The sequence below is a fragment of the Cellulomonas sp. Root485 genome (assembly GCF_001426705.1).
GTDB lineage: Bacteria > Actinomycetota > Actinomycetes > Actinomycetales > Cellulomonadaceae > Cellulomonas.
In genome coordinates this window covers 416,415-439,835 of record NZ_LMFC01000003.1, presented here as the reverse complement: position 1 = coordinate 439,835, position 23,421 = coordinate 416,415, and the positions used below count along the sequence as shown (strand labels likewise).

Genomic DNA, 23,421 nt, shown 5'->3' with positions numbered 1-23,421 from the left:
GAAACGATCGAAGCGATTCCCCTCTGTCGGCTGCGGCCGACCACGCCCGATCGCGCGGGATCGGGCGTGGTGAATCTTTTCGCACGCGCCTGCGGGCCGGGGTGCCCCCTAGCGTGCTCGGCACCTGACACGTGGGGAGCTCGACGATGAGACGGACCCGGCTCGGCCTGACCCTCGGCGCGGTGCTGGCCGCCGTCCTGCTCCTCCCGGCGCCGGCGTGGGCGGGTGAGGTCCACCGGGAGGAGTTCGGGCGGACGCTCGGTCCCGGGTGGGAGGTCGCCGGGTTCAGCGGAGACCCGGTCGCGACGTTGCGTGGCGGCACGATGACCATCGGCGAGCAGACCCTCGTCATGGTGCGGGAGTACACCGCACCGTCGGAGTGGACGGGCTCGGCCGGCCGGCTGTCGGGCTGGGACGTCGACTTCCGCATGCGGCTCGGCGCCGACGCGACGCAGGCGTGCCTCGACGAGACCGGCACCGCACCCGCGACGACGCTGTGGGTGGGCGACACCATGGACCTCGTGCAGCTCGGCTTCGGGCCCGGCGAGCTGTGCCTCGCCTACCCGTACGAGGACCGCGAGGTCATCGCGCTCGACACCCAGCGGTGGCACCGGTACCACCTCGAGGCCCGCGGGCAGCACCTGCGGCTCACCGTCGACGGCCGCGCCGTGCTCGACCGGACGCTCGCGGGACGTGGCGCGGGCACGGTCGCGCTCGGTTTCGAGACCCACCAGGGCAGCTCGAGCTGGGACTACGTCCGCTACGACACCGCGCCGGGACGTGCGTGCACGATCCGCGGCACCGACGGCCCGGACGACCTCACCGGCACGCCCCGGGCCGACGTGATCTGCGCGGGTGCGGGCGACGACCGGGTCTCCGGGCTGGGCGGTGACGACGTGCTCGTCGGCGGCGACGGGGACGACACGCTGCTCGGCGGCGACGGCCACGACCTGCTCCAGGGCGGCTGGGGCTCCGACGTGCTCGACGGCGGTGCCGACAGCGGCCGGTCCGAGGGTGGTCAGGGTGGCGACCGGTTCGTCATGGGCGCGGTGCCCGACGGCGCGCACCAGCTCGTCGGTGGGCCCGGGCACGACGTCGTCGACTACACCGCGCGCACCGGCCCCGTCACGGTGACGCTCGACGGGTTCGGCGGCGACGGGGAGCCCGGCGAGGGCGACGCAGTGGGCGCGCCGGCCCCGTGGAGCTCCTCGCCCGACATCGAGGAGGTGCTCGGCGGGTCCGGTGACGACGTGCTGACCGGCGGGCCGTGGCAGGAGACGCTGGTGGGCGGTCCCGGGGCCGACGTGCTGCGCGGGAACGGTGGCCAGGACACGCTGCGCGGCACCGACGGCGTCCAGGCCAACGACCGTCTCGACGGCGGCGACGGCCAGGACGTGTGCACGGCCGACCCGCTCGACGCGATGACCTCGTGCAACGACACCCTCCCGTGGCCGCCGATGCCGACGCCGACCCCGTCGGGCGGGACCTCGCCGGCAGCTCCGTCGAGGCTGCTGCCGACCGTGGCCCCCGCATCGTCGGGCGCTGAGCGGTAGGCGGGTCAGAGCGCCCGGACGCGCGCGCGGCGGGGGTCGAGACCTGCGGCGACGGTCACGCCGACGACGAGGTGCAGGGCGACGAGCGTGCCGACGGCGGCCGGCGACGTGCCGCCGAGCGGGCCGAGCAGGGAGACCGCCAGCACGGCCCCGCAGGTCACCCACCAGGCGACCGGGGTGCGACGGCGGAGCAGGGTGCGCACGCCCCAGGCGGCCAGCGTGACGACGAGGGTCGCGACGACCACCGAGGCGACGCCGACGGTCTGCGGCGGCGTGCCGGCGGACAGGTCGACACCGCCGACGGGGACGGCGAGCACCCAGACGGCGAGCGCGAGGGCCGTCGCGGTGACGGCGACGAGCCAGACGGGGACCGGACGGGACATGGGCTTCTCCTGACATCGTGGGTGGACGGCTCGACCCTGGTCGCTGTCCGGTGCCGTCGACCTCGGCCGGAGGTGCGGCACGCCCCCTCCTTTGGTCGGTGGTGGGCGCGCGGAACGCGTTCCTACGCTCGGCGCATGGCCCGACCGCGTGACGTCCCCTCGCTCCCCGTGCTCCTCGGGCTGCTCGCGGGGATGGTCGTCCTCACGTCCCTCGCCGCCTGGTCCGCACAGGTGGACGGGGTGCCGCTCGCGGTGGACCTGGCGCTCGGGCTCGTGGCCGTCGCGATCCTCCCGCTCCTGCGCAGCCACCCGCTGATCGGCGGCGCTGCGCTGGGCGTGCTCGCCGCCCTCAGCCCCGCCGCGACACCCGCCGCGACGGCCGGGACGTACGTCGTCGCCCGTCGTGAGCGGCTGGGCGTCGCGATCCCGGTCGCGTGCGCGAGCATCGCCGGGCACGCCGTCCAGGCGCTCTGGCGGTCCGTCGGGCTGCCGCTCGGCTGGTGGCTGCTGTGCGACGTCGCGGTGCACGCGGCGCTGCTCGGCTGGGGCGCGTACGGCCGGACGCGGGACGCGCTGGTCGCGCAGTGGCGGGACCGGGCGCGTGCCGCGGAGCGGGACCAGGCGCGCAAGGTCGCGGAGGCACGGTCGGCGGAGCGGACCCGGATCGCCCGCGAGATGCACGACACGCTGGCGCACCGGCTGACCCTGCTGGCCACCACGGCGGGCGCCCTGGAGTACCGGACGGACCTGTCCCCGGAGCAGGTGTCGGCAGCGGCCGGGGTGGTGCGGGCCAGCGCGGGCGAGGCGCTGGAGGAGCTGCGGACGGTGATCGGGGTGCTGCGCGACGGCCCGGACGAGCTGCGGCCGACGCCGGGCCTCGCGGACCTGCCGGCGCTGGTCGAGCAGGAGCGCGCGGCCGGGGCGACCGTCCGGCTGGACGCACCCGGTCTGGACCTGCCGACGCCCCTCGGCCTCGCGGTCTACCGGACCTGCCAGGAGGGGCTGACCAACGCGCGACGGCACGCACCGGGGGCGCCCGTCGACGTGCGGGTGCTGGTCGAGGACGGGCTGCGGGTGCGGGTGGCGAACGGGACCGGCGGGCGCGGCCTCGGACCGGGCACGGGGACCGGGCTGATCGGGCTGACGGAACGGATCGAGCTGCTGGGCGGGACGCTGCGGGCCGAGGCGGTCGCCGACGGGTTCGTGCTGGACGCGTGGCTACCGTGGCAGCCGTGAGCGTGCGCGTGATCATCGTCGACGACGACGCCCTGGTGCGGACCGGGCTGTCGCTCCTGCTCGACGGCGCCCACGGCATCCGCGTCGTCGCGCAGGTGCCCGACGGCTCCGGGGTGCCTGCGGCCCTCGACGCGCACCCCGCCGACGTCGTCCTCATGGACCTGCGCATGCCGGGCACCGACGGCATCGCGGCGACCCGCGCCGTCCGTGCGCGCCGGGACCCGCCCGCCGTCGTCGTGCTCACCACGTTCGACACCGCCGACGAGGTCGAGGCCGCCCTGCACGCCGGCGCGAGCGGGTACCTGCTCAAGGACACCGAGCCGCAGCGGATCGTCGAGGCGGTGCTGGCGGCGGCCGCGGGGGAGCCGGTGCTGTCGCCTCGGGTCGCGCGCCGGCTGATGGACTCGACCGCACGCGCGAGCGGGTCACGGGCTGCGGCGCGCGCGTCGTTGGCCCTGCTCACGGACCGGGAACGGGACGTGGTGGCCGCGATCGGGCGGGGCGCGAGCAACGCCGAGGTCGGTCGCGAGCTCTTCCTCACGCTCGCCACGGTCAAGGCGCACGTGTCGAGCATCCTGCTCAAGCTCGGGCTGGAGAACCGCACCCAGGTCGCACTCCTCGCGCACGACGCCGAGCAGCCCTGACGGTCCACGACCCGGACCCGCCCTGGGTGCACGGTGAACCGGACTACCGTGGCCCCGTGCTGCTCTCCGACCGTGACATCAGGGCCGAGCTCGAGTCGGGCCGCGTGGCCCTCGACCCCTACGAGCCCGCCATGCTCCAGCCGTCGAGCATCGACGTGCGGCTCGACCGGTACTTCCGCCTGTTCGACAACCACAAGTACCCGTTCATCGACCCCGCGGCGGACCAGCCCGACCTGACGCGGCTGGTCGAGGTCGCCCCGGGGGAGTCCTTCGTGCTGCACCCCGGCGAGTTCGTCCTCGGGTCCACGTACGAGGCCGTGACGCTGCCCGACGACATCGCCGCACGGCTGGAGGGCAAGTCGTCGCTGGGGCGGCTCGGCCTGCTGACCCACTCGACGGCGGGGTTCATCGACCCCGGGTTCTCCGGGCACGTGACCCTCGAGCTGTCCAACGTCGCGACGCTGCCCATCCTGCTGTGGCCCGGCATGAAGATCGGCCAGATGTGCTTCTTCCGGCTGTCGTCGGCGTCCGAGCACCCGTACGGCTCCTCCGAGTACGGCTCGCGGTACCAGGGGCAGCGCGGCCCGACCGCGTCCCGGTCCTTCCAGAACTTCCACCGGACGGACGTCTGACGCGATGGCGAAGCTCACCCGCCTCCCCGCCGACGATCCCGGTCTGCGTGACCGCCACATCCTGGCGCTGCCGCCGGACGTCGCGGAGGACGAGGTCGAGGTGCTGGCCGTCAGCCGGTTCGCCAACGCGCGGTGGGAGGAGCGGCCGCAGGACACCCTGCAACCGCGCGGGATCATCGGGCCCATGACGGCCGCGCTCGGCATCCGCGCCGTGGGCTCCGCGACCATCCCGACGCGCACGCTCCGGCTCGCGCGGCTCTCGACCCTGAACGGGCCGTTCCGCATGGAGACCGGGGACGCCGTCAGCCTCGGCCTGCCGACGACGGCAACCCTCGCGTACGTGCTGGTCTGCCCGCGGGAACGTGGCGAGAAGCCGTATCCCGGAGGCGACCGCGACGGCCTCAAGCGCGCGTTCCCCCACGGCATGCCGATCCGGGAGGAGGAGCGCGTCCTGCAGTGGATGGTCGCCGCCGCCCGCCGCCTCGGCGGCTCCGTGCGCACGGGCGAGAACGGCATCGTCCTCACGCCCGACGTCGACAGCGCCATCGACCTCACCGTCCTGTCCGACTCCTGGCTCGAACCGGCTGAAGCGCTCGCCGTGGTCCAGTCCGTGCTGCCGCGCGCGCGGCTCAGCGAGGCCACCAGCACCTGGACCGGGCCCGCGGCCGGCGTCGGCCGGGACGCCGGCGGCCGCCCCGGGTGGGTGGCCGAGGCCGGCGGCCGCGGGTTGTCCGCGGCCCTGGAGCGCTACGGGGTCGACGACGAGGCCGAGCGGCAGCGACTGATGGACGAGGCGTCGGCGTACGACGAGCTGATGCTCGCGGTGCCGCCCGTGCCCGAGGCATACGGCGTGCTCGTCGACCTCGGGCACGACGGCACGCTGTCCGTCGAGGCCGGTGTCGAGACCGCGCTGCCGCCCCTGATGCGTGACCTGCCGTGGACCCGGGACGGCGTCGTCGCCTACCGCGTGCACTGGGAGCCGCCGTTCATCGAGGAGCTCGAGGCGGAGCGGCCGTCGTTCGAGCACCGCGTCGCCCGGTCCCGGGCCGCACCGCTCGTGCAGGCCGTCGCGCGCGTGGTGCACGCCGCGATCGGAGGCGAGATCGCCGACGAGGCGGACTTTCTGGTGGACCCCGAGGACGTCTGACCCGTCTCGTTAGGCCGGACAGGTGACGTGCGCCCGTCCGGTTGCCTCGTCGAACAGGCCTTCATACGGTCGACGGACGCGCAGGGTCATGGGGGCTTGACGATGACGTCGCTGGAGCAGGAGCACGCCGGAGCGGGAACGTGGCTCCTTCGCGGCCTGCTCGCGCTCGCCGCCCTCGTGCTCGTCGTCCTGGTCCAGGCGCTCCTGGCAGCTCCGCCTGCGCGTGCCGACGACTCGCCACCTGACGCCGAGGTCGTCTCCGGCCTCCTGACTCCGGTGGTCTCCGCAGCCATCGCACCGCTGGAGCCGGTCGTGTCCGGAGTGGTCGCACCCGCCGTGTCGGCAGTGGTGGCCCCGGTGACGCCCGTGGTGTCCAGCGCCGTCGCCCCCGGAGCACCGATCGTCGCTGCGGTGGCCGCGCCGGTCGTGCCGGTCGTCGAGGCGGTCGCCGGACCGGTCGCTCCGGGGGTCGAGGGCGTCGTCGCGCCGGTGGCTCCCGTCGTCGCACCCGTCGTCGACGTGGCCTCGCCCGCGCTCGACGCCGTGACCCCCGTGGTCGCGGCCGTCGCACCGGTGACGAACGCGCTGGCCCCGGTCGTCGAGCCGCTCGACGACGCGCTCAAGCCCCTCGGCGGCGTCCTCGGATCGCTCGTCGACCCGCTGCACCCCCTCGTCGCGATCCTGGAGCCCGTGACGGAGGTCCTCACGCCCGTCCGTCCGGTCGTCGACGTCCTCGGCGCGGTCCACCCGCGACCCGGCTCGGACGCGGTCCCGGCCTCGGCCTCCGGCCCGACCCCGAACGACGACACGGTCGCCGCCGCGCCGGACCTCGGCTCCACGTCGGAGCGCGCGGGGCCGCGCGCACGGGCCGCCGCGGGTACGGACAGCGAGCCCACGCCTGCGGGGCCTTCACCCAGCGATCCCGCTCCGTCCGGGCCCGCGCCAGGCGTTCCCGCCGTCCCCGGGCCTGCGGGCTTCGCCGCGAACGGCTGCCGCACGGCTGTCGACGTGGCCGTCGCCGGCGTCCCTGCCCACGCTGCCGCTCCGCAGGGCCGGTGCCTGCTCGGGGGCGTCCTCGTGACGTCCGCCGCCCCGCCCGCCGCGGAGGTCCCCAGCTCCCCCGCCTGACCGGAGACCGGTCGCCTCGGGCGACGCGCGTCCGGGCCCGTCCGGGCCATCCGATCAGCAGGAGGAGCTTCGCCATGCACAACTACGTCCGACGAGCGCTGCAGACAGCGCTCCTGACAGGCGGTCTCGTCGCCGCCGGGGCCCCGACGGCCCACGCAGAGGAGTCCGCCACCGCCGGGGCAGCGGTGCTCGCAGACACGGGCTGGACACCGTGGCTCGCGTTCGCCGGCCTGTGCCTGGTCGCGCTGGGCGTGGCCCTGCGACGGGCGGCGACCACGCGTCGGTCGACGACGAGCCCGTTCACCCACCCGGCGCTCCTCGACCGGGTGCCGACCCAGCGGGGGGAGACGACCGCGCGGTGACGGACGCCGTCGCCGGGCCCGCGGGGATCGCCTCGCGGGCCCGGCGGTGGTGACCGGACTAGGGTCGCCTGCGTGATGACGGAGGTATGACGGTGGCACCCCGCACGAGTGCCGGCCTGCTGCTGTTCCGGCGGACTGCCGGGCTCGAGGTGCTGCTCGGGCACATGGGCGGACCGTTCTGGGCGCGCAAGGACGCGGGCGCGTGGACGATCCCGAAGGGGGAGCCGTCGCCCGGCGAGGACCCCTACGCCACGGCGCTGCGGGAGTTCGCCGAGGAGCTCGGGGTGCCGGTGCCGTCGTCGTCCGAACCGCTCGCGCTCGGGGACGTCAAGCAGAGCGGCGGCAAGGTCGTGACGGCGTGGGCGGTGGAGGGGGACCTCGACGCGTCCGCCATCGCCAGCAACCTGGTCGAGATCGCCTGGCCGCCGCGGTCGGGGCGGACGCTGCTGGTGCCCGAGCTCGACCGGGCCGGCTGGTTCGCGCCCGACGAGGCACGACGGCTCGTCGTGACCGCGCAGGCGGCGTTCGTGGACCGGCTGGAGGAGCTGCTCAGGTGAGGTGGTCGAAGTCGCCGTTGGCCCAGCCGATGTGGCGCTCGGCCGAGCGGCGGACGATCTCCTTGGCGTCGGCGGCGATCACGTTGGCGAAGTTGCCGTAGAGGCGGTCGAACTCCAGGCGGTCGACGTGGTCGGCGACCCGGCGCGCGACGGCACCGGACAGCGGCAGGTGGTTCGGGTAGCTGCGCATGAACGCGACGGACCGCCGGTCGGGGTTGGCGAAGATCGTGTCGCCGCTCAGCAGCACCCCCTGGCCCGCCGCGCCGGCCGTCCAGTGCGCGATCGCGCTGCCGGGGAAGTGGCCACCCGGCTGGGAGAGGGTCACGCCGGGCAGGACCTCCAGCTCACCGGACCACGTCCGGATCACCGGGTCGGGGCGGTTGATCCAGTGCGCGTCGGCCTCCGCCACGAGGACCGGTGGGTCGCCGAGCGCGCGGCTCCACTCCACCTGGACGCCGTACATGTGCGGGTGGCTCGCCGCGATCGCCCGCACCGGGCCGAGGGCGAGGATGCGCTCGACCACGGCGTCGTCGAGGAACCCGATCGGGTCCCACAGCAGGCTGCCCTCCGAGGTGACGAGCAGCTTCGACTGCTGACCGATGCCGGCGCTCGGGGAGCTGGTGACCGCGAACAGGTCCAGCTCGAGCTCCTCCAGCTGCGCGCGGTACCCCTGCGCGCGGAGCTCCTCCAGGGTGGTCCAGCGCTGGCCCGACGCGGGCACCCACTGGCGCTCGTCGGCGCAGATCGCGCAGACGTCGGACGGCTCGGCACTCTCCACGGCGCACGTGGCGCAGATCCAGAAGGTCATGCGCGTCACGCTAGCCGGAGGTACAGGTCGCGGAGGAGGGCGATCTCGGCGCCGTGGTGGACCACCTCCTGGTTCATCCACCAGACGACGTCGAGGAACGTCTCGTCGGAGTCGGAGCCGTTGGGGTACGTGCTGTAGCCGACCGTGTCGAGGGCGGCGTCGTCGGCCCCCAGCAGCGTCGCGCGCCACGCGGCGATCGCGGCGGCCAGACCGGCGATGGCTCCCGCGGCGGTGCCCTGCGGCTCGTCGGACGCCTCGGTGTGGGTGTGGGTGCCGTCGGTGTGGTCCGCGCGGCCGGCCAGCGTCTTGGCGACGTGGTTGATCCGCCAGCCGATCGAGGTGACCGGCGGCGGCCACGGGTGCGGGCGGCCGCCGTCGTGACCCCACTCGCCCGACCCGACCAGGCGCGTCGCCCCGAGCCCGCCGGGTCCGTCCGACTGCCGTCGGATCGTCCAGGCGCCCGGGACCGGCTCCCAGAGGAGCTCCGCGTCGGTCAGCGGGGGGACCTCGACCTGCAGGCCGTCGCCGCTGTCCACGGTGGGACCGGACAGGCGCTGCAGGAGGCGGTCGCTGGCGAAGTCGTACTCGGCCAGCAGGGGGGCGAGGCGCGCGGGGACGGTCACGGATCGACAGTTCTCCGCCGCACCGGCTGCCGCAAGAGGTTTACGCGGGCTTCACCACGCACCACTCGTTGCCCTCGGGGTCGAGCAGCACCTGGAACGAGCCGGCGGTGTCGACGTGGAGCTCGCCGACGCGCGTCGCGCCGAGCGCCTCCGCCTGGGCGGTCGCCGCCGGGATGTCGTCGACCTCGACGTCGAGGTGCACGCGGTTCTTCACCACCTTGCCCTCGGGCACCCGCTGGAACGCCACGCGGGTCCAGCCCGGGGGGTCGACGTAGTGCCAGCCGTCGTTGCGACCCACGGGGGTGCCGCCGAGCACGTCGGCCCAGAAGCGCACGAGGACTGCCGGGTCCGCGCAGTCGAAGACGACCTCGTCGATGCGTCCGATCATGCGGAGACGGTAGTGGCCTGCGCCGGCTCCTGCGCAGGCGCCGCCTCACGTCGCATCGTGCGCGAGCCCCACGCGCCCACGCGGCGGGCCCACTCGTGCGACCGCTTCTCGACCAGCCAGTAGAAGCCGTACGCGACGAGCACGCAGAGCGTCAGGGCGATCGGGTTGATGAGGTAGCGCGACTGCCCCGCCATGAGGTGCGACGTGAACACCAGCACGGGCGCGTGCACGAGGTAGAGGCTGAACGAGATCAGCCCGAGCTGGCGCAGGACGCCGCGGCTGAGCACCGCGGCGAGCGGGCGCCAGCCGAGGGCGCACACCACGATGACGACGGCGGCGAACGGCACGAGCGCCCCGGCGAGGTTGCGCGGGAGCGTCTCGAGCCGGCGGTCGGCACCGATGAGCCACGGCGCCACCAGCGCGAGCCCCGCACCGACCAGCAGCGCGATCCAGACCAGGTGTCCGGTCCAGCGGGCCGCCAGCCGGTCCGCGAGGCGACGGATGTCCGGGAGGCCGACCGCGAGGAGCGTGCCGGCGAAGAAGACCGGCAGGTAGGTGAGGGACGGCGTGCCCGTGATGAGCCCGATCCACGACGCCACCAGCGCGGCGAGCACGCCGACGAGCCAGAGCCGCCGCAGTGCGAACGCGCCGAGCACGAAGACGGGCAGGCACACCGAGAACGCGATCTCCCACTGCAGCGACCAGAGCGGGTTGTTGAGCTGGAAGTCGCCGTCGAACAGGCTCATCGCGTGGATGACCTTGGGCCACGACAGCTCCGGGATCGAGTGGAGGAACAGCCACTTCGAGCCCGACGGCACGTCGACCTGCGGCACCGCCAGCACCAGGACCACCGCGAGCAGCACGGACGCGATGACCGGGACGTAGAGCCGGACCATGCGCCGGGGGTAGTAGGCCGACCAGTCGAAGTCCGTGCGGCGCAGCACCGGCAGTGCGAGCACGAGGCCGCTGAGCACGAAGAAGACCAGCACCGCCTCCGACCCCGCACTGGCGATCTTGAGCGGCGTGTAGGACAGCCACCACGCCATCGAGCCGCGTTCCGGGAACGGACCCTGCATGTAGACGTTCGAGATCGCGGGGGTCAGCAGCAGGGTGTGGTGCAGCACGACGATCGCCGCCGCCACCCCGCGCAGCCCGTCGAGTGCCGACAGCCGGCTGTCGGTCCGCGCGGCCGTGCCCTGGGCGCGGGGCGTCTCGGACATGGCACTCCTGGGACCGTCGGGCGGGGAAGGTCGCCCAGGGTACGTCAGGGACCGTCGGGCAGGGAAAGGGCGCCCGTCAGGCGGCCGCCGTCGCGACGCTGCTGGCGAACTGCGTCCGGTAGAGCTCCGCGTACACGCCGCCACGCGCGAGCAGCTCGGCGTGGGTGCCCTGGTCGACGACGCGGCCGTGGTCCAGGACCACGATCGAGTCGGCCTGCCGCACGGTGGAGAGCCGGTGGGCGATGACGATGCTGGTGCGGCCGGTCAGGGCCTCGTCGAGCGCGGCCTGGACCGCGGCCTCGGATCCCGAGTCGAGGTGCGCGGTGGCCTCGTCGAGGATGACGACGTCCGGTGCCTTGAGCAGCATCCGCGCGATCGCGAGCCGCTGCCGCTCCCCGCCGGACAGCCGGTAGCCACGGTCGCCGACCACGGTGTGGATGCCGTCGGGGAGCGTCGCGACGAGGTCCGCGATGTGCGCCTGCTCCAGTGCGCGCTCGATGTCCGCATCCGTGGCCTCCGGGCGGGCGTAGCGCAGGTTCTCCGCGATGGTGTCGTGGAAGAGGTGGGCCTCCTGGCTGACCACGCCGACCGTCGCGCGCAGCGAGGCGTGCGTGACGTCCCGCAGGTCGGCGCCGCCGATCCGCACGGCGCCCGCCGTCGGGTCGTACATGCGGGTGACCAGCTGGGAGATGGTCGTCTTGCCGGCGCCCGAGTGGCCGACCAGCGCGACCATGTGACCTGCGGGGACGGTGAGGCTCACGTCCTCGAGGGTGTTCTGGTGGACCTCGTTCTGCAGGGTCGCCACCGACTCCAGGGACGCCAGCGACACCTCGTCGGCCCCGGGGTAGCGGAAGCTGACACCGTCGAGCTGGACGGTCGCGCCGTGCGTCGACGTCGCGGTGCGCAGGTCCGTCGCGTCCGGCTTCTCCGCGACCGTCGGCTCCAGGTCGAGGACCTCGAGCACGCGCTCGAAGCTGACCAGCGCGGTCATGACGTCGACCTGGACGTTCGACATCGCGGTGAGCGGACCGTACAGGCGGCCGAGGTAGGCGGTGAGCGCGACGACCACGCCGACGGTGAGCTCCCCGCGGATCGCCATCACGCCGCCGAGGCCGTAGACGAGCGCGACGGCGACGGACGCCAGGGTGGTCAGGCCGACCCGGAACCACGTGGAGTACAGGGCGCGGGTGACGCCGATGTCGCGGACGCGGTCGACCTGGTCGGCGTAGTTCTGGGACTCGCGCTGCGGGTCGCCGAAGATCTTGACCAGGTGCGCGCCCGCCACGTTGAACCGCTCGTTCATGATCTGCGCGGCGTCGGCGTTCAGGGCGTAGCTCTCCCGCGTGATCGCGGCGATCTTCTTGCCGAACCAGCGGGCCGGGAAGATGAACGCCGGCAGCAGGACCAGGCTGAGCAGGGTCAGCTGCCAGGACATGCTGAACATCGCCGCGAGCACGAACACGATGGTCAGCGAGTTGCTCACCACGTTCTGCAGCGTCGACGTGAAAGCCTGCTGCGCGCCGAGCACGTCGCCGTTGAGCCGCTGCACCAGCGCGCCCGTCTTGGCGCGGCTGAAGAACGCGAGCGGCATGCGCTGCACGTGGTCGAACACCGCGGTGCGCAGGTCGCGGATCAGGCCCTCGCCCACCTGCGACGAGACCCAGCGGTCGGCGACGGACAGCCCCGCGGTGACGATCGCGAGCACCGCGACGATGGCGGCCATCGTGAGGACCACCCGCGTGTCGCCGGCCGTGATGCCGTCGTCGATGAGCGTCTTGAACAGCAGGGGAGTGACCGCGCCCGCCGCTGCCTCGACCGCGATCAGCGCGACGAAGACCGCGAGCCTGCCCCGGTACGGGCGCGCGAACCGCAGGATCCGCTTCAGGGTGTCCCGGGTGAGCTTGTGGTCCGCGACCGTGCGGTCCTTGGCGAAGCTGCGCATGTTGGGGCTGCCGGAAGTCATCGACACGGGCCCACCTCCTTGGTCCTGGGCCTTGTGGGCCGATGGTGAGGTTAACTCACTATGTGCCTGGATCACAAGTTGCGGTAGTCTCACCGCCGTGACCTCCTCCGACGGCTCCGGAGAGCTCCTCGAGCTCCTGTACGGCGTGCTCCGTGGCGTCCGTCGCGACGCCGCCGCCCGGCTCGAGCTGCAGGGCACCACTCCCGGGCAGCTCCGGCTGCTGCGCACCCTCGAACGGTGCGACGGTCCCCGCCGGCTCGGTGAGCTCGCCGCCGCGCTCGACGTCGCACCGCGGTCGGTCACCTCGAAGGTGGACCTCGCCGAGGAGGACGGGCTGGTCAGGCGGCTGCCCGACCCGACGGACCGGCGCGCCACGTTGCTCGAGCTCACGCCTGCCGGGCACGCCTTGCTCGCCGCGATCTCGACGCAGCGCCACGAGGGCGCCGCCGAGCGGCTGGGGCGGCTGTCCGCCGAGGAGCAGGCCGAGCTGTTGCGGTTGCTGCGGGTCGTGGGGGACGAGGCGACGCCGCCGGACGCGTGAGGTCGTCGGGACCTTCGGTTCCGTCGTCGGCGGTGCCCACGGGCCATCATGGGTCTGTGCCCACCGCTCCGGACGACGACGAGCTCGAGCTGATCCGTCGGTCCGGTGTCGTGCTGCGGGTCGGACGGCTGAGCCTGTCGGCGGGCACAGGCTCGTACCGGGTCAAGGCCTCCATGGCCCGGATCGCCACGGCGCTGGGCATCGACCGGCACGAGGCGCACGTGACGCTCACGGAGATCACGACGACGTCGCACCGCGGTCCCAGCTTCCGCACCGAGGTGACCGAGGTGCGCTCCATCGGCGTCAACGTCGACCGGCTCACCGAGCTGGAGCGTCTGGCGGGTCGCGTGGACGCCGCCGGTCACGTGACGCCCGACGAGGTCACGGCCGAGCTGGACCGCATCGCCGACAAGCCGCCCCTGTACCCGGTGGTCCTCAACGCGCTGTGGGCAGCGATCGCCTGCGCGGCGTTCTCGTTCCTGAACAGCGGCGGTGTCGTCGAGATCATCGGCGTCTTCGTCGGCTCGTTCCTCGGCCAGGCACTGCGCCGCACGATGCTCCACCGCGGGTTCAACCAGTTCGGCGTCACCATGCTCAGCGCCACCGTGGCGTGCCTGGGGTACCTCGGCTTCGTCTGGCTGCTCCAGGTCGCGGGCATGGTGGGGTCCGGCCACGAGGCGGGCTACGTCTCGGCCGTGCTGTTCCTGGTCCCGGGGTTCCCGCTGGTCACCGGCTTCCTCGACCTGGCCAAGCTGGACTTCTCGGCGGGGGTCGCGCGCCTCGTCCACGCGCTGATGATCCTGACGTCCGCGGCGCTCGCGCTGTGGGCGGTGTCGTTGGTGGTCGGCCTCAGCCCGGACCCGCCGGCGGCGCCCAGCCTCGACCCGGGCCTCCTGCTCGCGCTGCGCTTCGTCGCCAGCTTCCTCGGCGTCCTCGGGTTCGCGCTGATGTTCAACAGCCCTTGGCGCATCGCGATCGCGGCGGCCGGCGTCGGCATGCTCGCGAACGTGCTGCGCATCGAGATCGTCCAGACGCACGTGCCCCCGCAGGCGGCCGCGGCCGTCGCGGCACTGGTCGTCGGGCTGCTCGCCGCCGTCATCGCGCCGCGTCTCGACGTCCCGCGCATCACCGTCTACGTGCCGGCCGTGACGATCATGGTGCCGGGTGTCCTCGCCTACCGGGCGGTGTTCCACATCTCCAACGGCAACACGGTCGAAGCCCTCGCGTTCGGGGTCGAGGCCGCGCTCATCGTCGCCGCCCTCGCGATCGGCCTGGCCATCGCCCGCATGCTCACCGACCCCACCTGGGCGTACGAGCGCTGAGCGGTCACACCTGCTGAGCGCGCTGCAGCCGGGCGTAGCGGCCGTCGGCGGCGAGCAGGTCGTCGTGCGTGCCGACCTCGACCACGCGGGCGTCGTCGAGGACGACGATGCGGTCGGCGGAGCGGATGGTCGACAGCCGGTGCGCGACGACGAGCGTGGTGCGCCCGCGCATGAGCCGTGCGAGGGCCTCCTTCACGAGAGCCTCGGACTCGGGGTCGAGCGCGGAGGTCGCCTCGTCGAGCAGCAGGATGCGCGGGTCGCGGACCAGGGCCCGGGCGATGGCGATGCGTTGGCGCTGGCCGCCGGACAGCCGGGCGCCGCGCTCGCCGACGACGGTGTCCCACCCGTCGGGCAGGGCGTCGACGATCTCGGCGGCGTTGGCGTCGACGAGCGCCTGGCGGATGCGCTGCTCGGACACCTTCGGCAGGCCGTAGGCGACGTTGTCCCGGATGGACCCCTCGAACAGCACCGACTCCTGGGGCACGACGGACACGTGCGTGCGCACGGAGCGCAGGTCGAGCAGGGCGGTGTCGACGCCGTCGAGCAGGAGCCGGCCGCCGGTGGGTCGCAGGAAGCCGAGCGCCAGGTTGAGCACGGTCGACTTGCCGGAGCCGGACGGGCCGACGAACGCGACGGTCTGGCCGGCCTCGATCGTCAGGTCGATCCCGTCGAGGGCGTCGGTGTCGGCGTCGGGGTAGCGGAAGTGCACGTGCTCGAGGGTCAGCCGGCCGTCCACGCGGTCGACGCGGCGCTTGCCGGCGTTCACCTCGAGGTCGGGCTCCTGCATGACCTCGGCGATGGACCGGACCGACTCGAGGCCCTTCGCGCCGATGGGCAGGAGCATGAGCAGGCCGGTGACGGACCCGGTGATGAGCGCGAAGTAGGAGCTGAGCAGGACCACCTGGCCGGCGGAGATCGTGATGATCCCGGTGATCGACACCCAGGCCGCGAGCACGAGGCAGAGCACGCCGAGCAGCTGCAGGCTCACCCAGCTGAGCGAGGCGAACCGGCCGTTGAGCACGTCGAGGCGGTAGCCGGCGGACCGCACGCCCTCGGCGCCGACGGCGACGCGCTCCTCCGCGGTGGCCTCCAGCCCGTGCGCACGCGTGATGGGCATGAGGGTGGCCATCTCGCCGACGCGGGCGGAGAAGTGCTCGACCTCGCGCCGGAACGACTCGTTGCGCTCGCGGGACCGCCGCGCCAGGACGAACCGCAGCAGCACGGCCAGCGGGATGGTCAGGGCGTACACGGGCAGGAACTCGGGGACGGCCAGCGCCGTCATGACGATCGCGCCGAGCATGACCATCGTCGCGGAGAGCAGCGGGTGGGCGATCTGCTGGAGCATCACCTCGACGTTCTCGACGTCGCGCACCACCTTGGTCTGCACGATCGACGCGCTGACCCGGGAGTGGAAGCCGATGGAGAGGCTCTGCAGCCGGGAGGTGAGCCCGTTGCGCAGGTCGGCGCCGATCTCGCGGACCGCGCCCATGAAGAGCTTGGTCCACTGCACGTGGTTCGGGTAGTTCTGCACGAGCGCGGCGACGGCGACCGCGGCCCAGAGCCACAGCTCGCTCGTCGGGCCGCCCGCGACGACGACGTCGATGACCTTGCCCGTGATCACCGGCATCAGCCAGAGCGGGATGTCCTTCAAGGTGAAGAACGCCACCGCCGTGAGCACGCGCCTGCGGTGGGCTCCGAGGAGCCGGACGACCGAGCGGACCGGGTGCGCGCCGTCGATGTCGACCACGGCGAGATAGGGCTGAGGGCCAGATGTCACGCGCTCCATCGTGACATCTGGACCGGCGGGATGGATAGCGCCTTCCCGGGCCAGAACGTATCGATTCGACCCAGCCCCCGCGACGGCGACGCGCTACTCGACGGATCGGCGCGCGGGATGGTCGACGTCGGCCCGCTCACGCACCGGAATCTGCGTGCGCACCCGCGCCCGCTGGTGCACTGTGTGCCCATGCCGCACGGCGAGAGCTCCACAGGCCCGCGCGGTCTCGCGCGTGCTCGTGACGGACGCGGGCGAGGGGTCACGATGCTGATCTCCGCGGGCACGCTCGCCCACCCGGTCTCATGACCGTCTACCGCGACGCCCTGGGCGTGCCTCACGTCCGGGCGGCCGACCACCTGGCGCTGGCCCGCGAGCAGGGGCACGTGACCGCGCGCGACCGCGGGTGGCAGATCGAGGTCGACCGGTGGCGGGCCGAGGGGCGGCTCGCGGAGCGGGTCGGAGCCGGCGGCGTCGAGTGGGACCGGTTCGCGCGGCGTGCGCGCCTGGCGGACACGGCTCAGAAGGCGTACGCGGCGCTGGCCGATGGGGACCGTGCGTTCGTCGACGCGTACGTGGCAGGCGTGAACGACGGCCGCGACGCGGACGCCCTCGACGAGCGGCTCGGGTATGCCGCGCTGCACGAGCCGTGGCCCGCCTGGACGCCGCTCGGGATCATGCTCGTCCACCACGCGCTGTTCTCGATGTTCCCCCGGCTGCTGTGGAACGAGCACGTCCGGCTGACGCTCGGGGCGGACGCCGTCGGCCTGTTCGACTCGGCCGAGACCGCGTCGTCGGGCTCGAACGCGTGGGCGCTGCACGGGTCGCGGACGGCGTCCGGCCAGCCGATCCTGGCGGGCGACCCGCACCGCATGATCGAGCTCCCCGGGGTGTACCAGCAGGTCAGGCTCGCGTGCGACGAGTTCGACGTGCTCGGGCTCGCGTTCCCGGGGGTGCCGGGCGTGCAGCACTTCGGGCACACCGGGACGGTCGCGTGGGGGATCACGAACGCGATCGCGCACCACGTCGAGGTGTTCCGCGAACGGCTCTCGCCCGACGGGCTGTCGGCGCTCGGGCCCGACGGGTGGGCGCCCGTGGACCGGCACGTCGAGACGATCCGGGTGCGCGGCGGCGACGACGTCGACGTCGACGTGGTCGAGACCGAGCGCGGTCCGCTGGTGCTCGACGGGCTCAGCGTCCGGTTCCCCGCCCGGGTCGCGTCCGACGTCGGCTTCTCCTGCCTGCTGCCGCTGCTCCGGTCACGGTCGGCCGCCGACGTCGCCGACGCCCTGCGGGGGTGGGTGGACCCGGTGAACCGCGTCCTCACCGCCGACGCCGACGGGACGGTACTGAGCCTCGACGCGGGCCTCGTCGTGACCCGGCCCGCCCCGGAGCGCCGGCTGCCGCACGACGCCTGGTCCCAGGCCGCACGGCCCGCGCCGTGGCACCGGCTGGCGGATCCCACCCGTGTCACCGGCGTCGCGGTCGACGCCAACGAGCGGCCCGCGGACCCCGGACGGGACCTCGGTCGCGCCTACGTGGCCCCGTACCGGGCACGACGGATCCGGGACCTGCTCGACGCGGGCGGCACGTTCGCGCCCGGGGACATGGCGGCGATCCACGGCGACACCCTCCTCGGCAGCGCCGGCGAGCTCCTCGGCTGGGTGCGTCGGACCGACGCCCTGTCACCGCCGGCCGCAGCGCTGCGGGACCGGCTGCTCGCGTGGGACCGGCACATGGACGCCGACAGCGCCGACGCGGGCGCGTTCGCCGCCTGGCGGGCCGAGGTCGCCGTGCTGCTCACCGCCCACCCGGCCCTCGCCCCCTTGCACGCCCCCCACGACCACGGCGCCCTGCTCGACCCGTGGCTGGCCGTCGGACCCCGGGTGGCCGACGCGCTGTCGCGGTTGCTGGGCGCGGCGACGCGCGGGATCGACGGGGTGGCCGTGGCGCGTGAGGCGCTCGAACGGGTTGCCCTTGACCGCGACCTGAACACCACCTGGGGCGATCGCCACCGCCTCCAGCCCGTCCTGACCCCGTTCGGCTACCCCGGACCGACTGTGGACGACGTCCCGCTGTCCGGCGACACCGACTGCGTCCGCTGCACCGCGAGCGTGGCCGGCGTGAGCGACCGGTCGTGGCGCGGCTCGGTCGCGCGGTGGGTGTGGGACCTCGGCGACCGCCGCCGCAGCCGGTGGGGGGTGCCGTTCGGGGCATCGGGCGACCCGGCGAGCGCGCACGCGACCGACCAGCTGGGCACGTGGACGGCCGCCGAGACCGTCGAGGTCGTCACCGACTGGGACCTGCTCGAGGAGGAGACCCGGCGAGCGTGACGCCGGCCCGGCGTCCTCGACCCACGCTGCGGGGGCTGGACGAGGAGGTCGCCGCTGCGCCGAGCGGGTGACGTCGTCCCCGGTGGCCCGCCGGATCCCGCAGGATTGCCGCACCCGCGCGACGGGGACCCAACGTTTCGACGCCCGAGCACGTTGTGGCATCAAGCAGCGGGTCCGCGGGGGAGGAGACAGGTGGCGCACTGGAGAGGTGTCCTGGACGAGATGGTCCGGGAGCGGCGGTCCGCACTGGTCGCGTACGCATGCCTGTTCGTCGTGGACCGCCGCGATGCCGAGGACCTGGTGCACGACGCGATCGTGCGGACGTTCGCGCGGCCGCGCGCCGTCACCGAGGTCCACGCCGCCGAGGGCTACGTCCGCCAGGCCATCCGCACGGTGTTCCTCGACCAGACGCGCAAGCGGCAGACCTGGCGCGGCAAGGCGCACCTCTTCGACGGCGCGTCCTCTGCGCCGGGGGCGGAGGACGCGGCGGCCGCGGCGACCGACGTCGGTGCCGCGCTGCGGGTCCTGACCCCGCGGGAACGTGCCTGCGTCGTGCTGCGGTACTTCGACGACCTGCCGGTCGCCGAGATCGCCGCGGCACTGCACCTGTCGCAGGGAGCGGTGAAGCGCTACCTCTCCGACGGGACGGGCAAGCTGCGGACCACCCTGCAGGTCGGGCCACCCGATCACCAGGACGACTTCGAGTCGGTCCGCGTCACCGACCAGGGAAGGAGCGCACGATGACCGACGACATCACGGCCGCCCTCCGCGGCTTCGCCGAGTCGCAGCGCCGCGCGGCTGACGCGTCCGTGCCCGACCAGGTCGTCGAGACCGCGTCGCTCGCCCGGCGGGTGACCCGTCGCCGGGCCGTCCGCACCGGCTCCGCTGTGCTCACCACCGTCGCCGTCGTGGGCGCGGTCACCGTCGGTGTCCTCCTCTCCGGGAGCCGCACGCCTCCACCGCCCGCCGTCCCGGCCCCCACGACCACCGCACCGACGCCGACACCGACACCGTCACCGACCCCGACGCCCACCCCGACCCCTGTCGTCACTCCGACGACGCCGACGGTCACGGCGCTCCGGGGTGCCGAGCCCGCGACGCCGGGGATGCTGGAGGCGGCCGGCGAGGGGTGGACCCTGATCGGCTACGAGGCTCTGGACGAGGAGCAGAAGGCGATCCTCCCGGGCGCCACGTACCTGCTGAGCCCCGAGGGGAAGCCGTACGTGGTGCCCACCGCCCACCTCGGGGGCTGGACCGTCGTCGACTGGCTCCCACGGAGCCCACTCGTGGTGGCCATCGCGGAGGACGCGTCCGTGCACGTGGTCGACCTGAACACCGGGGAGGCGGGTCCTGGCCTGGGGTTCGGGATGACGGTCGGACCGACCTACGAGGTCAGCGCGCAGTTCGTCGGCGACGGCAGCTCCGACGTCCTGGCAACCTCCTGGAGCACGTCGTCGGCGCAGCTGAGCCTGGTCGGCGCCGATGGTGCGGTGCGCGCGACGACGGGCGCGTTCGACACCTGGTACGGCACGGCGCACTGGATCCAGAGTCCCGACCGGATGCGTGTCGTCGTGAACGACGCCGCGGGTCCGCGGGCCTTCCTGACGGCCGGGCTCCAGCAGATCGTCCTGCCCAAGCCCTACCTCGGCCGGCTCAATGCCTGCCGGGTGTGGATGTGGGCGGACGCCCTGCACGTGCTCATGGAGTGCACGCCCGGCGGCGAGACGGACTTCGCCCTCAGCAGTGCGGACAACGAGCTCTGGCTGGTGCGCGTCGACTCGGGCACCCCACGACGGCTCGTCGGACTCCCCGTGCCGGAGCGGCTGGCAGGCGTGTGGCGCGTGGGTGACCGGCTCGTCGCCGGCAGCTTCGGACCGACCGAGAGCGTCGCCTCGTGGTGGGAGATCACCGACGACGGCGTCACGCCCCTGAGCACAGGCGGGTCCCCCGCGCTCGAGGTCTTCGACGTCCGCGGGTCCGAGCTGCTGGCCACGCTCCGACCGACGGCGGCAGCGGGCGCTCTCGCGACGAGCTCGATCGTCGCGATCGACCCGGTCCGGGGTACGACGCGCACGATCGTCGCGGGGGAGCCGGCCGCGTACTCGGGGCTGGGCGTCGGCCCGCGGAGGTACGCCGCGGCGCCGCAGACCAGCTACGGGGACTGACGCCCGTCGCTACTGCCAGACCCCACCGCGCATGACCCAGCGGCCGGCCAGCTCGTCCTCCTCGCGCCACACCTGGATCGTGCGGGGCATGAGCCGGAAGTACGGGTAGGCGGTGGACAGGGTGCGCGGGTCGAAACCGGCCTTGGCCGCGAACGCGTCGCCGAGCTCCTCGGAGATCGCCGGGAGCGTCTCGACCGTCCCCTGGACGAGCACGACGTCCCGCGTCAGGCCGATGCCGACCTGCACCGAGGGGTTGGTCGCCAGGTTCCGCGCGGTCGGGCTGCCGGCCGACGTCGAGAAGAGCAGTGCCTCGTCGTGCCACAGGAACGACAGCGGCGTCAGACGGGGTGTGCCGGTGTCGGTGTCGGTGGTCGCGACCCACGCGTCGACGTCGTGCCCGAGCCGGTAGAGGGCGTCCTGCCGACGCTGCTCGGTGCTGCGCGGCCCGGTCACTCGCGCACCCGGTCGAGCAGCAGCAGGGCGATGTCGGTGACCTCGGGCACCCCGACAGTCTGCGACGCCGCGACCCCGTCGGACAGCATGACCGTGCAGAACGGGCAGGCGGTCGCGATGACGCCGGCGCCCGTGGCGATGGCCTCCTCGGCACGGGCGGTACCGATGCGGGTGCCGATCGACTCCTCCATCCACACGCGCGCACCGCCGCCGCCGCAGCAGAACGACTGCTCGCGGTTGCGGGGCATCTCCGTGACCTGGACGCCGGGGATGGCGCCGAGCAGGTCCCGCGGCGGGGAGTAGACCTGGTTGTGCCGGCCCAGGTAGCAGGGGTCGTGGTAGGTCACGGTGCGCTCGTCGGTCGGCTCGAGGAGCGTCAGCCGGCCGTCCGCGACCAGGGTGTTCAGCAGCTCGGTGTGGTGGACCACCTCGTACCGGCCGCCCAGCTGTGGGTACTCGCGGGAGATGGTGTTGAAGCAGTGGGCGCAGGTGACGACGATCCGCTGCGCGCCGACCTCGTTGAGCATCTCGACGTTGCCGCTCGCGAGCATCTGGAACAGCAGCTCGTTGCCGGCCCGTCGCGCGGGGTCACCGGTGCAGGACTCCCCGTCGCCCAGCACCGCGAAGCTGACGCCGGCGGTGTGCAGCAGCTCCGCGACGGCCTTCGTCGTGCGGATCGCGCGGTCCTCGTAGGCGCCCGCGCAGCCGACCCAGAACAGGTAGTCGACCTCGGCGGCCGACTCGACGTCGACACCGACCACCGGCACCTCGAAGTCGAGTCCCTTCGCCCAGTTGAGGCGGTTGCGCGCCGGCAGCCCCCACGGGTTGCCCTGCCGCTCCAGCTTGGTGAACGTGCCGCCGAGCTCCTTGGGGAACGCCGACTCCATGAGCACCTGGTAGCGGCGCATGTCGACGATCGCGTCCACGTGCTCGATGTCCACCGGGCACTGCTGCACGCACGCGCCGCAGCTGGTGCACGCCCACAGGGCGTCGGGGTCGATGACGCCGGTCCCGAGCAGGTCGAGACCGGAGTGGTCGGCCGAGCCCTCCTGCAGGTAGGGCGCTGTGGCCGCCGCGTGGTCCCGCAGTGCCAGCGTGACGAGCTTCGGTGACAGCGGCTTGCCCGTCGCCCACGCCGGGCACTGGTCCTGGCAGCGGCCGCACTCGGTGCACGTGGAGAAGTCGAGCAGGCCCTTCCAGGTGAAGTCCTCGATGGCACCGACCCCGAGACGGGCGTCGTCGGGAAGGTCCTCCAGTGCGGCGAGGTCGACGGGCTGTCCTCCCAGAGTCATCGGCTGGAGGGGACCGAGTGCGACGCCACCGCGCGGGTCGCGGCGGGCGTACACGTTGACCAGCGCGAGGAACCGGTGCCACGCGACGCCCATCGTGGGCTGCAGGCCGACGACGACGAACCAGGACATCGACACGACGATCTTCACGGTCGCGATCACGACGATCGCGTTCTCCAGCGTCGCCGGGGCCGCGCCGATCCACGACGCCCCGAACCAGGCGGTGAGCGGGAAGTGCCACGCGTCCCCGGAGTAGAGCGCGTACTCCAGCCCGCGCAGCAGGATCACGCACAGCACGACCGCGAGCACGGTCGCCTCGACGAAGAACGCCTGCCCCTGGTTCGACCCGAAGAAGCGCGAGCTCTTCGCCCGGGAACCGAGCCGGATCCGCAGGGTGATCAGCGCCAGGATGCCGAGCAGCGACAGCCAGGCGATCGCCTCGATCACCCATTCCAGCGGCGGGAAGCTCCCGATCAGCGGCAGCGTGAACGCCGGATCGACCACCTGCCCGTACCCGGTGACCAGGGTGAGGAACAGGATCGGGAACGAGACCATCACCACCCAGTGCGCCACCTTGACCACCGGCCGGTGCTGGAACCGCCCGTGCCCGAGCACCTCCCGGGTCAGCGTCGCCAGGCGCGGCCCCACGGGCGTCCACCGCCCACCGGCCGCACGTCCGACCCGCACGGTCCGCACGATCTCGCGCGCTCCCCGCGCAAAGATCGCGACCCCGACCACGGTCGCGACGACGACGATCCCGAGACACACCACCTGCAGCACAGTCACGCCGCCACGCTAGCGGCGCGGGGTGCCCGCACCCGCCGAACTCGTCACTCCCAGCCGAACTCGTGGGTGACGACGGACGAGCTGGGCCGGCGGTGAACGCCGTGGCGAGCCCGG

At 73.7% G+C, this 23,421-nt stretch carries 22 protein-coding genes; 13 read left to right on the top strand and 9 right to left on the bottom strand.

Features of this window, described 5'->3' with window-relative positions; all coding sequences use genetic code 11:
- The first annotated feature begins 146 nt into the window (after window positions 1-146).
- Window positions 147-1,553 (top strand): calcium-binding protein, encoded by a 1,407-nt coding sequence (locus tag ASD16_RS15845; protein WP_055919550.1) that lies wholly within the window; start codon window positions 147-149, stop codon window positions 1,551-1,553.
- Between the two features lie 5 nt (window positions 1,554-1,558).
- Here the strand turns inward: ASD16_RS15845 and ASD16_RS15840 are convergent, their stop codons facing one another.
- Window positions 1,559-1,936, bottom strand: coding sequence for a DUF6069 family protein (locus ASD16_RS15840; protein ID WP_055919547.1), 378 nt, complete (start codon window positions 1,934-1,936; stop codon window positions 1,559-1,561).
- 135 nt (window positions 1,937-2,071) lie between these two features.
- Here ASD16_RS15840 and ASD16_RS15835 point away from each other — a divergent pair, with 135 nt between their 5' ends.
- The 7 genes from ASD16_RS15835 (at window position 2,072) to ASD16_RS15805 (ending at window position 7,642) form a co-directional block, all read left to right on the top strand.
- Complete coding sequence (locus ASD16_RS15835; protein WP_055919544.1) at window positions 2,072-3,172, top strand: sensor histidine kinase; 1,101 nt, start codon at window positions 2,072-2,074, stop codon at window positions 3,170-3,172.
- A complete protein-coding gene (locus ASD16_RS15830; RefSeq protein WP_200942968.1) occupies window positions 3,169-3,816 on the top strand; it encodes a response regulator transcription factor in 648 nt (215 codons plus the stop codon). The genes ASD16_RS15835 and ASD16_RS15830 overlap by 4 nt, the downstream gene beginning before the upstream one ends.
- 56 nt (window positions 3,817-3,872) lie before the next feature.
- Window positions 3,873-4,448 carry a dCTP deaminase gene (gene dcd / locus ASD16_RS15825; protein ID WP_055920610.1) on the top strand — a complete coding sequence of 192 codons (576 nt, stop codon included), beginning with the start codon at window positions 3,873-3,875 and terminating at the stop codon, window positions 4,446-4,448.
- Window positions 4,449-4,452: 4 nt separating this feature from the next.
- On the top strand, window positions 4,453-5,595 hold the full coding sequence (locus ASD16_RS15820) for a hypothetical protein (RefSeq protein ID WP_055919537.1): 1,143 nt from the start codon (window positions 4,453-4,455) through the stop codon (window positions 5,593-5,595).
- A gap of 96 nt (window positions 5,596-5,691) precedes the next feature.
- Window positions 5,692-6,723 (top strand): hypothetical protein, encoded by a 1,032-nt coding sequence (locus ASD16_RS15815; RefSeq protein WP_157453967.1) that lies wholly within the window; start codon window positions 5,692-5,694, stop codon window positions 6,721-6,723.
- Window positions 6,724-6,797: 74 nt separating this feature from the next.
- Window positions 6,798-7,085 (top strand): hypothetical protein, encoded by a 288-nt coding sequence (locus ASD16_RS15810; protein ID WP_055919532.1) that lies wholly within the window; start codon window positions 6,798-6,800, stop codon window positions 7,083-7,085.
- A 92-nt stretch (window positions 7,086-7,177) separates the two neighbouring features.
- On the top strand, window positions 7,178-7,642 hold the full coding sequence (locus ASD16_RS15805; protein WP_235523350.1) for an NUDIX domain-containing protein: 465 nt from the start codon (window positions 7,178-7,180) through the stop codon (window positions 7,640-7,642).
- On the opposite strand, the gene ASD16_RS15800 is transcribed toward ASD16_RS15805, so the two are convergent.
- The 5 genes from ASD16_RS15800 to ASD16_RS15780 form a co-directional block, all read right to left on the bottom strand.
- Complete coding sequence (locus tag ASD16_RS15800; protein ID WP_055919526.1) at window positions 7,635-8,450, bottom strand: MBL fold metallo-hydrolase; 816 nt, start codon at window positions 8,448-8,450, stop codon at window positions 7,635-7,637. The genes ASD16_RS15805 and ASD16_RS15800 overlap by 8 nt on opposite strands.
- A gap of 5 nt (window positions 8,451-8,455) precedes the next feature.
- Window positions 8,456-9,073, bottom strand: a complete 618-nt coding sequence (locus ASD16_RS15795) for a DinB family protein (protein ID WP_055919523.1) — start codon at window positions 9,071-9,073, stop codon at window positions 8,456-8,458.
- Window positions 9,074-9,113: 40 nt separating this feature from the next.
- A complete protein-coding gene (locus ASD16_RS15790; protein WP_055919520.1) occupies window positions 9,114-9,461 on the bottom strand; it encodes a VOC family protein in 348 nt (115 codons plus the stop codon).
- Entirely contained in the window at window positions 9,458-10,681 is a 1,224-nt protein-coding gene (locus ASD16_RS15785) for an acyltransferase (RefSeq protein WP_055919517.1), read from the bottom strand. The genes ASD16_RS15790 and ASD16_RS15785 overlap by 4 nt, the downstream gene beginning before the upstream one ends.
- A 76-nt stretch (window positions 10,682-10,757) precedes the next feature.
- Complete coding sequence (locus ASD16_RS15780) at window positions 10,758-12,644, bottom strand: ABC transporter ATP-binding protein (RefSeq protein WP_055920607.1); 1,887 nt, start codon at window positions 12,642-12,644, stop codon at window positions 10,758-10,760.
- A 97-nt stretch (window positions 12,645-12,741) separates the two neighbouring features.
- Between ASD16_RS15780 and ASD16_RS15775 the strand changes: the two genes are divergently transcribed.
- Together ASD16_RS15775 and ASD16_RS15770 are read left to right on the top strand one after the other, a co-directional pair.
- A complete protein-coding gene (locus ASD16_RS15775; RefSeq protein WP_055919514.1) occupies window positions 12,742-13,185 on the top strand; it encodes a MarR family winged helix-turn-helix transcriptional regulator in 444 nt (147 codons plus the stop codon).
- A gap of 56 nt (window positions 13,186-13,241) precedes the next feature.
- Window positions 13,242-14,507 (top strand): threonine/serine exporter ThrE family protein, encoded by a 1,266-nt coding sequence (locus tag ASD16_RS15770; RefSeq protein WP_055919512.1) that lies wholly within the window; start codon window positions 13,242-13,244, stop codon window positions 14,505-14,507.
- A 4-nt stretch (window positions 14,508-14,511) separates the two neighbouring features.
- Here ASD16_RS15770 and ASD16_RS15765 read toward each other — a convergent pair whose 3' ends face one another.
- Entirely contained in the window at window positions 14,512-16,293 is a 1,782-nt protein-coding gene (locus ASD16_RS15765; RefSeq protein ID WP_055919510.1) for an ABC transporter ATP-binding protein, read from the bottom strand.
- 293 nt (window positions 16,294-16,586) lie between these two features.
- Here ASD16_RS15765 and ASD16_RS15755 point away from each other — a divergent pair, with 293 nt between their 5' ends.
- The 3 genes from ASD16_RS15755 to ASD16_RS15745 all read left to right on the top strand — a co-directional run bounded on the left by ASD16_RS15755 (window position 16,587) and on the right by ASD16_RS15745 (window position 20,779).
- Window positions 16,587-18,614, top strand: a complete 2,028-nt coding sequence (locus ASD16_RS15755) for a penicillin acylase family protein (protein ID WP_055919504.1) — start codon at window positions 16,587-16,589, stop codon at window positions 18,612-18,614.
- 192 nt (window positions 18,615-18,806) lie between these two features.
- Window positions 18,807-19,358, top strand: coding sequence for an RNA polymerase sigma factor (locus ASD16_RS15750; protein ID WP_235523347.1), 552 nt, complete (start codon window positions 18,807-18,809; stop codon window positions 19,356-19,358).
- Window positions 19,355-20,779, top strand: coding sequence for a hypothetical protein (locus tag ASD16_RS15745; protein WP_055919501.1), 1,425 nt, complete (start codon window positions 19,355-19,357; stop codon window positions 20,777-20,779). The genes ASD16_RS15750 and ASD16_RS15745 overlap by 4 nt, the downstream gene beginning before the upstream one ends.
- Before the next feature lie 9 nt (window positions 20,780-20,788).
- Here the strand turns inward: ASD16_RS15745 and ASD16_RS15740 are convergent, their stop codons facing one another.
- Both ASD16_RS15740 and ASD16_RS15735 read right to left on the bottom strand, forming a co-directional pair.
- A complete protein-coding gene (locus tag ASD16_RS15740) occupies window positions 20,789-21,232 on the bottom strand; it encodes a nitroreductase/quinone reductase family protein (RefSeq protein WP_055919498.1) in 444 nt (147 codons plus the stop codon).
- Window positions 21,229-23,307 (bottom strand): (Fe-S)-binding protein, encoded by a 2,079-nt coding sequence (locus tag ASD16_RS15735; protein ID WP_055919495.1) that lies wholly within the window; start codon window positions 23,305-23,307, stop codon window positions 21,229-21,231. Before ASD16_RS15735 ends, ASD16_RS15740 begins: the two co-directional genes overlap by 4 nt.
- Window positions 23,308-23,421 lie beyond the last annotated feature (114 nt).

Coding starts and splice junctions, on each gene's coding strand:
- ASD16_RS15835 (WP_055919544.1), top strand. CDS start 2,072: ATGGCCCGACCGCGTGACGTCCCCTCGCTCCCCGTGCTCCTCGGGCTG.
- ASD16_RS15765 (WP_055919510.1), bottom strand. CDS start 16,293: ATGGAGCGCGTGACATCTGGCCCTCAGCCCTATCTCGCCGTGGTCGAC.
- ASD16_RS15790 (WP_055919520.1), bottom strand. CDS start 9,461: ATGATCGGACGCATCGACGAGGTCGTCTTCGACTGCGCGGACCCGGCA.
- ASD16_RS15845 (WP_055919550.1), top strand. CDS start 147: ATGAGACGGACCCGGCTCGGCCTGACCCTCGGCGCGGTGCTGGCCGCC.
- ASD16_RS15840 (WP_055919547.1), bottom strand. CDS start 1,936: ATGTCCCGTCCGGTCCCCGTCTGGCTCGTCGCCGTCACCGCGACGGCC.
- ASD16_RS15755 (WP_055919504.1), top strand. CDS start 16,587: ATGACCGTCTACCGCGACGCCCTGGGCGTGCCTCACGTCCGGGCGGCC.
- ASD16_RS15780 (WP_055920607.1), bottom strand. CDS start 12,644: ATGACTTCCGGCAGCCCCAACATGCGCAGCTTCGCCAAGGACCGCACG.
- ASD16_RS15785 (WP_055919517.1), bottom strand. CDS start 10,681: ATGTCCGAGACGCCCCGCGCCCAGGGCACGGCCGCGCGGACCGACAGC.
- ASD16_RS15820 (WP_055919537.1), top strand. CDS start 4,453: ATGGCGAAGCTCACCCGCCTCCCCGCCGACGATCCCGGTCTGCGTGAC.
- ASD16_RS15745 (WP_055919501.1), top strand. CDS start 19,355: ATGACCGACGACATCACGGCCGCCCTCCGCGGCTTCGCCGAGTCGCAG.
- ASD16_RS15810 (WP_055919532.1), top strand. CDS start 6,798: ATGCACAACTACGTCCGACGAGCGCTGCAGACAGCGCTCCTGACAGGC.
- ASD16_RS15800 (WP_055919526.1), bottom strand. CDS start 8,450: ATGACCTTCTGGATCTGCGCCACGTGCGCCGTGGAGAGTGCCGAGCCG.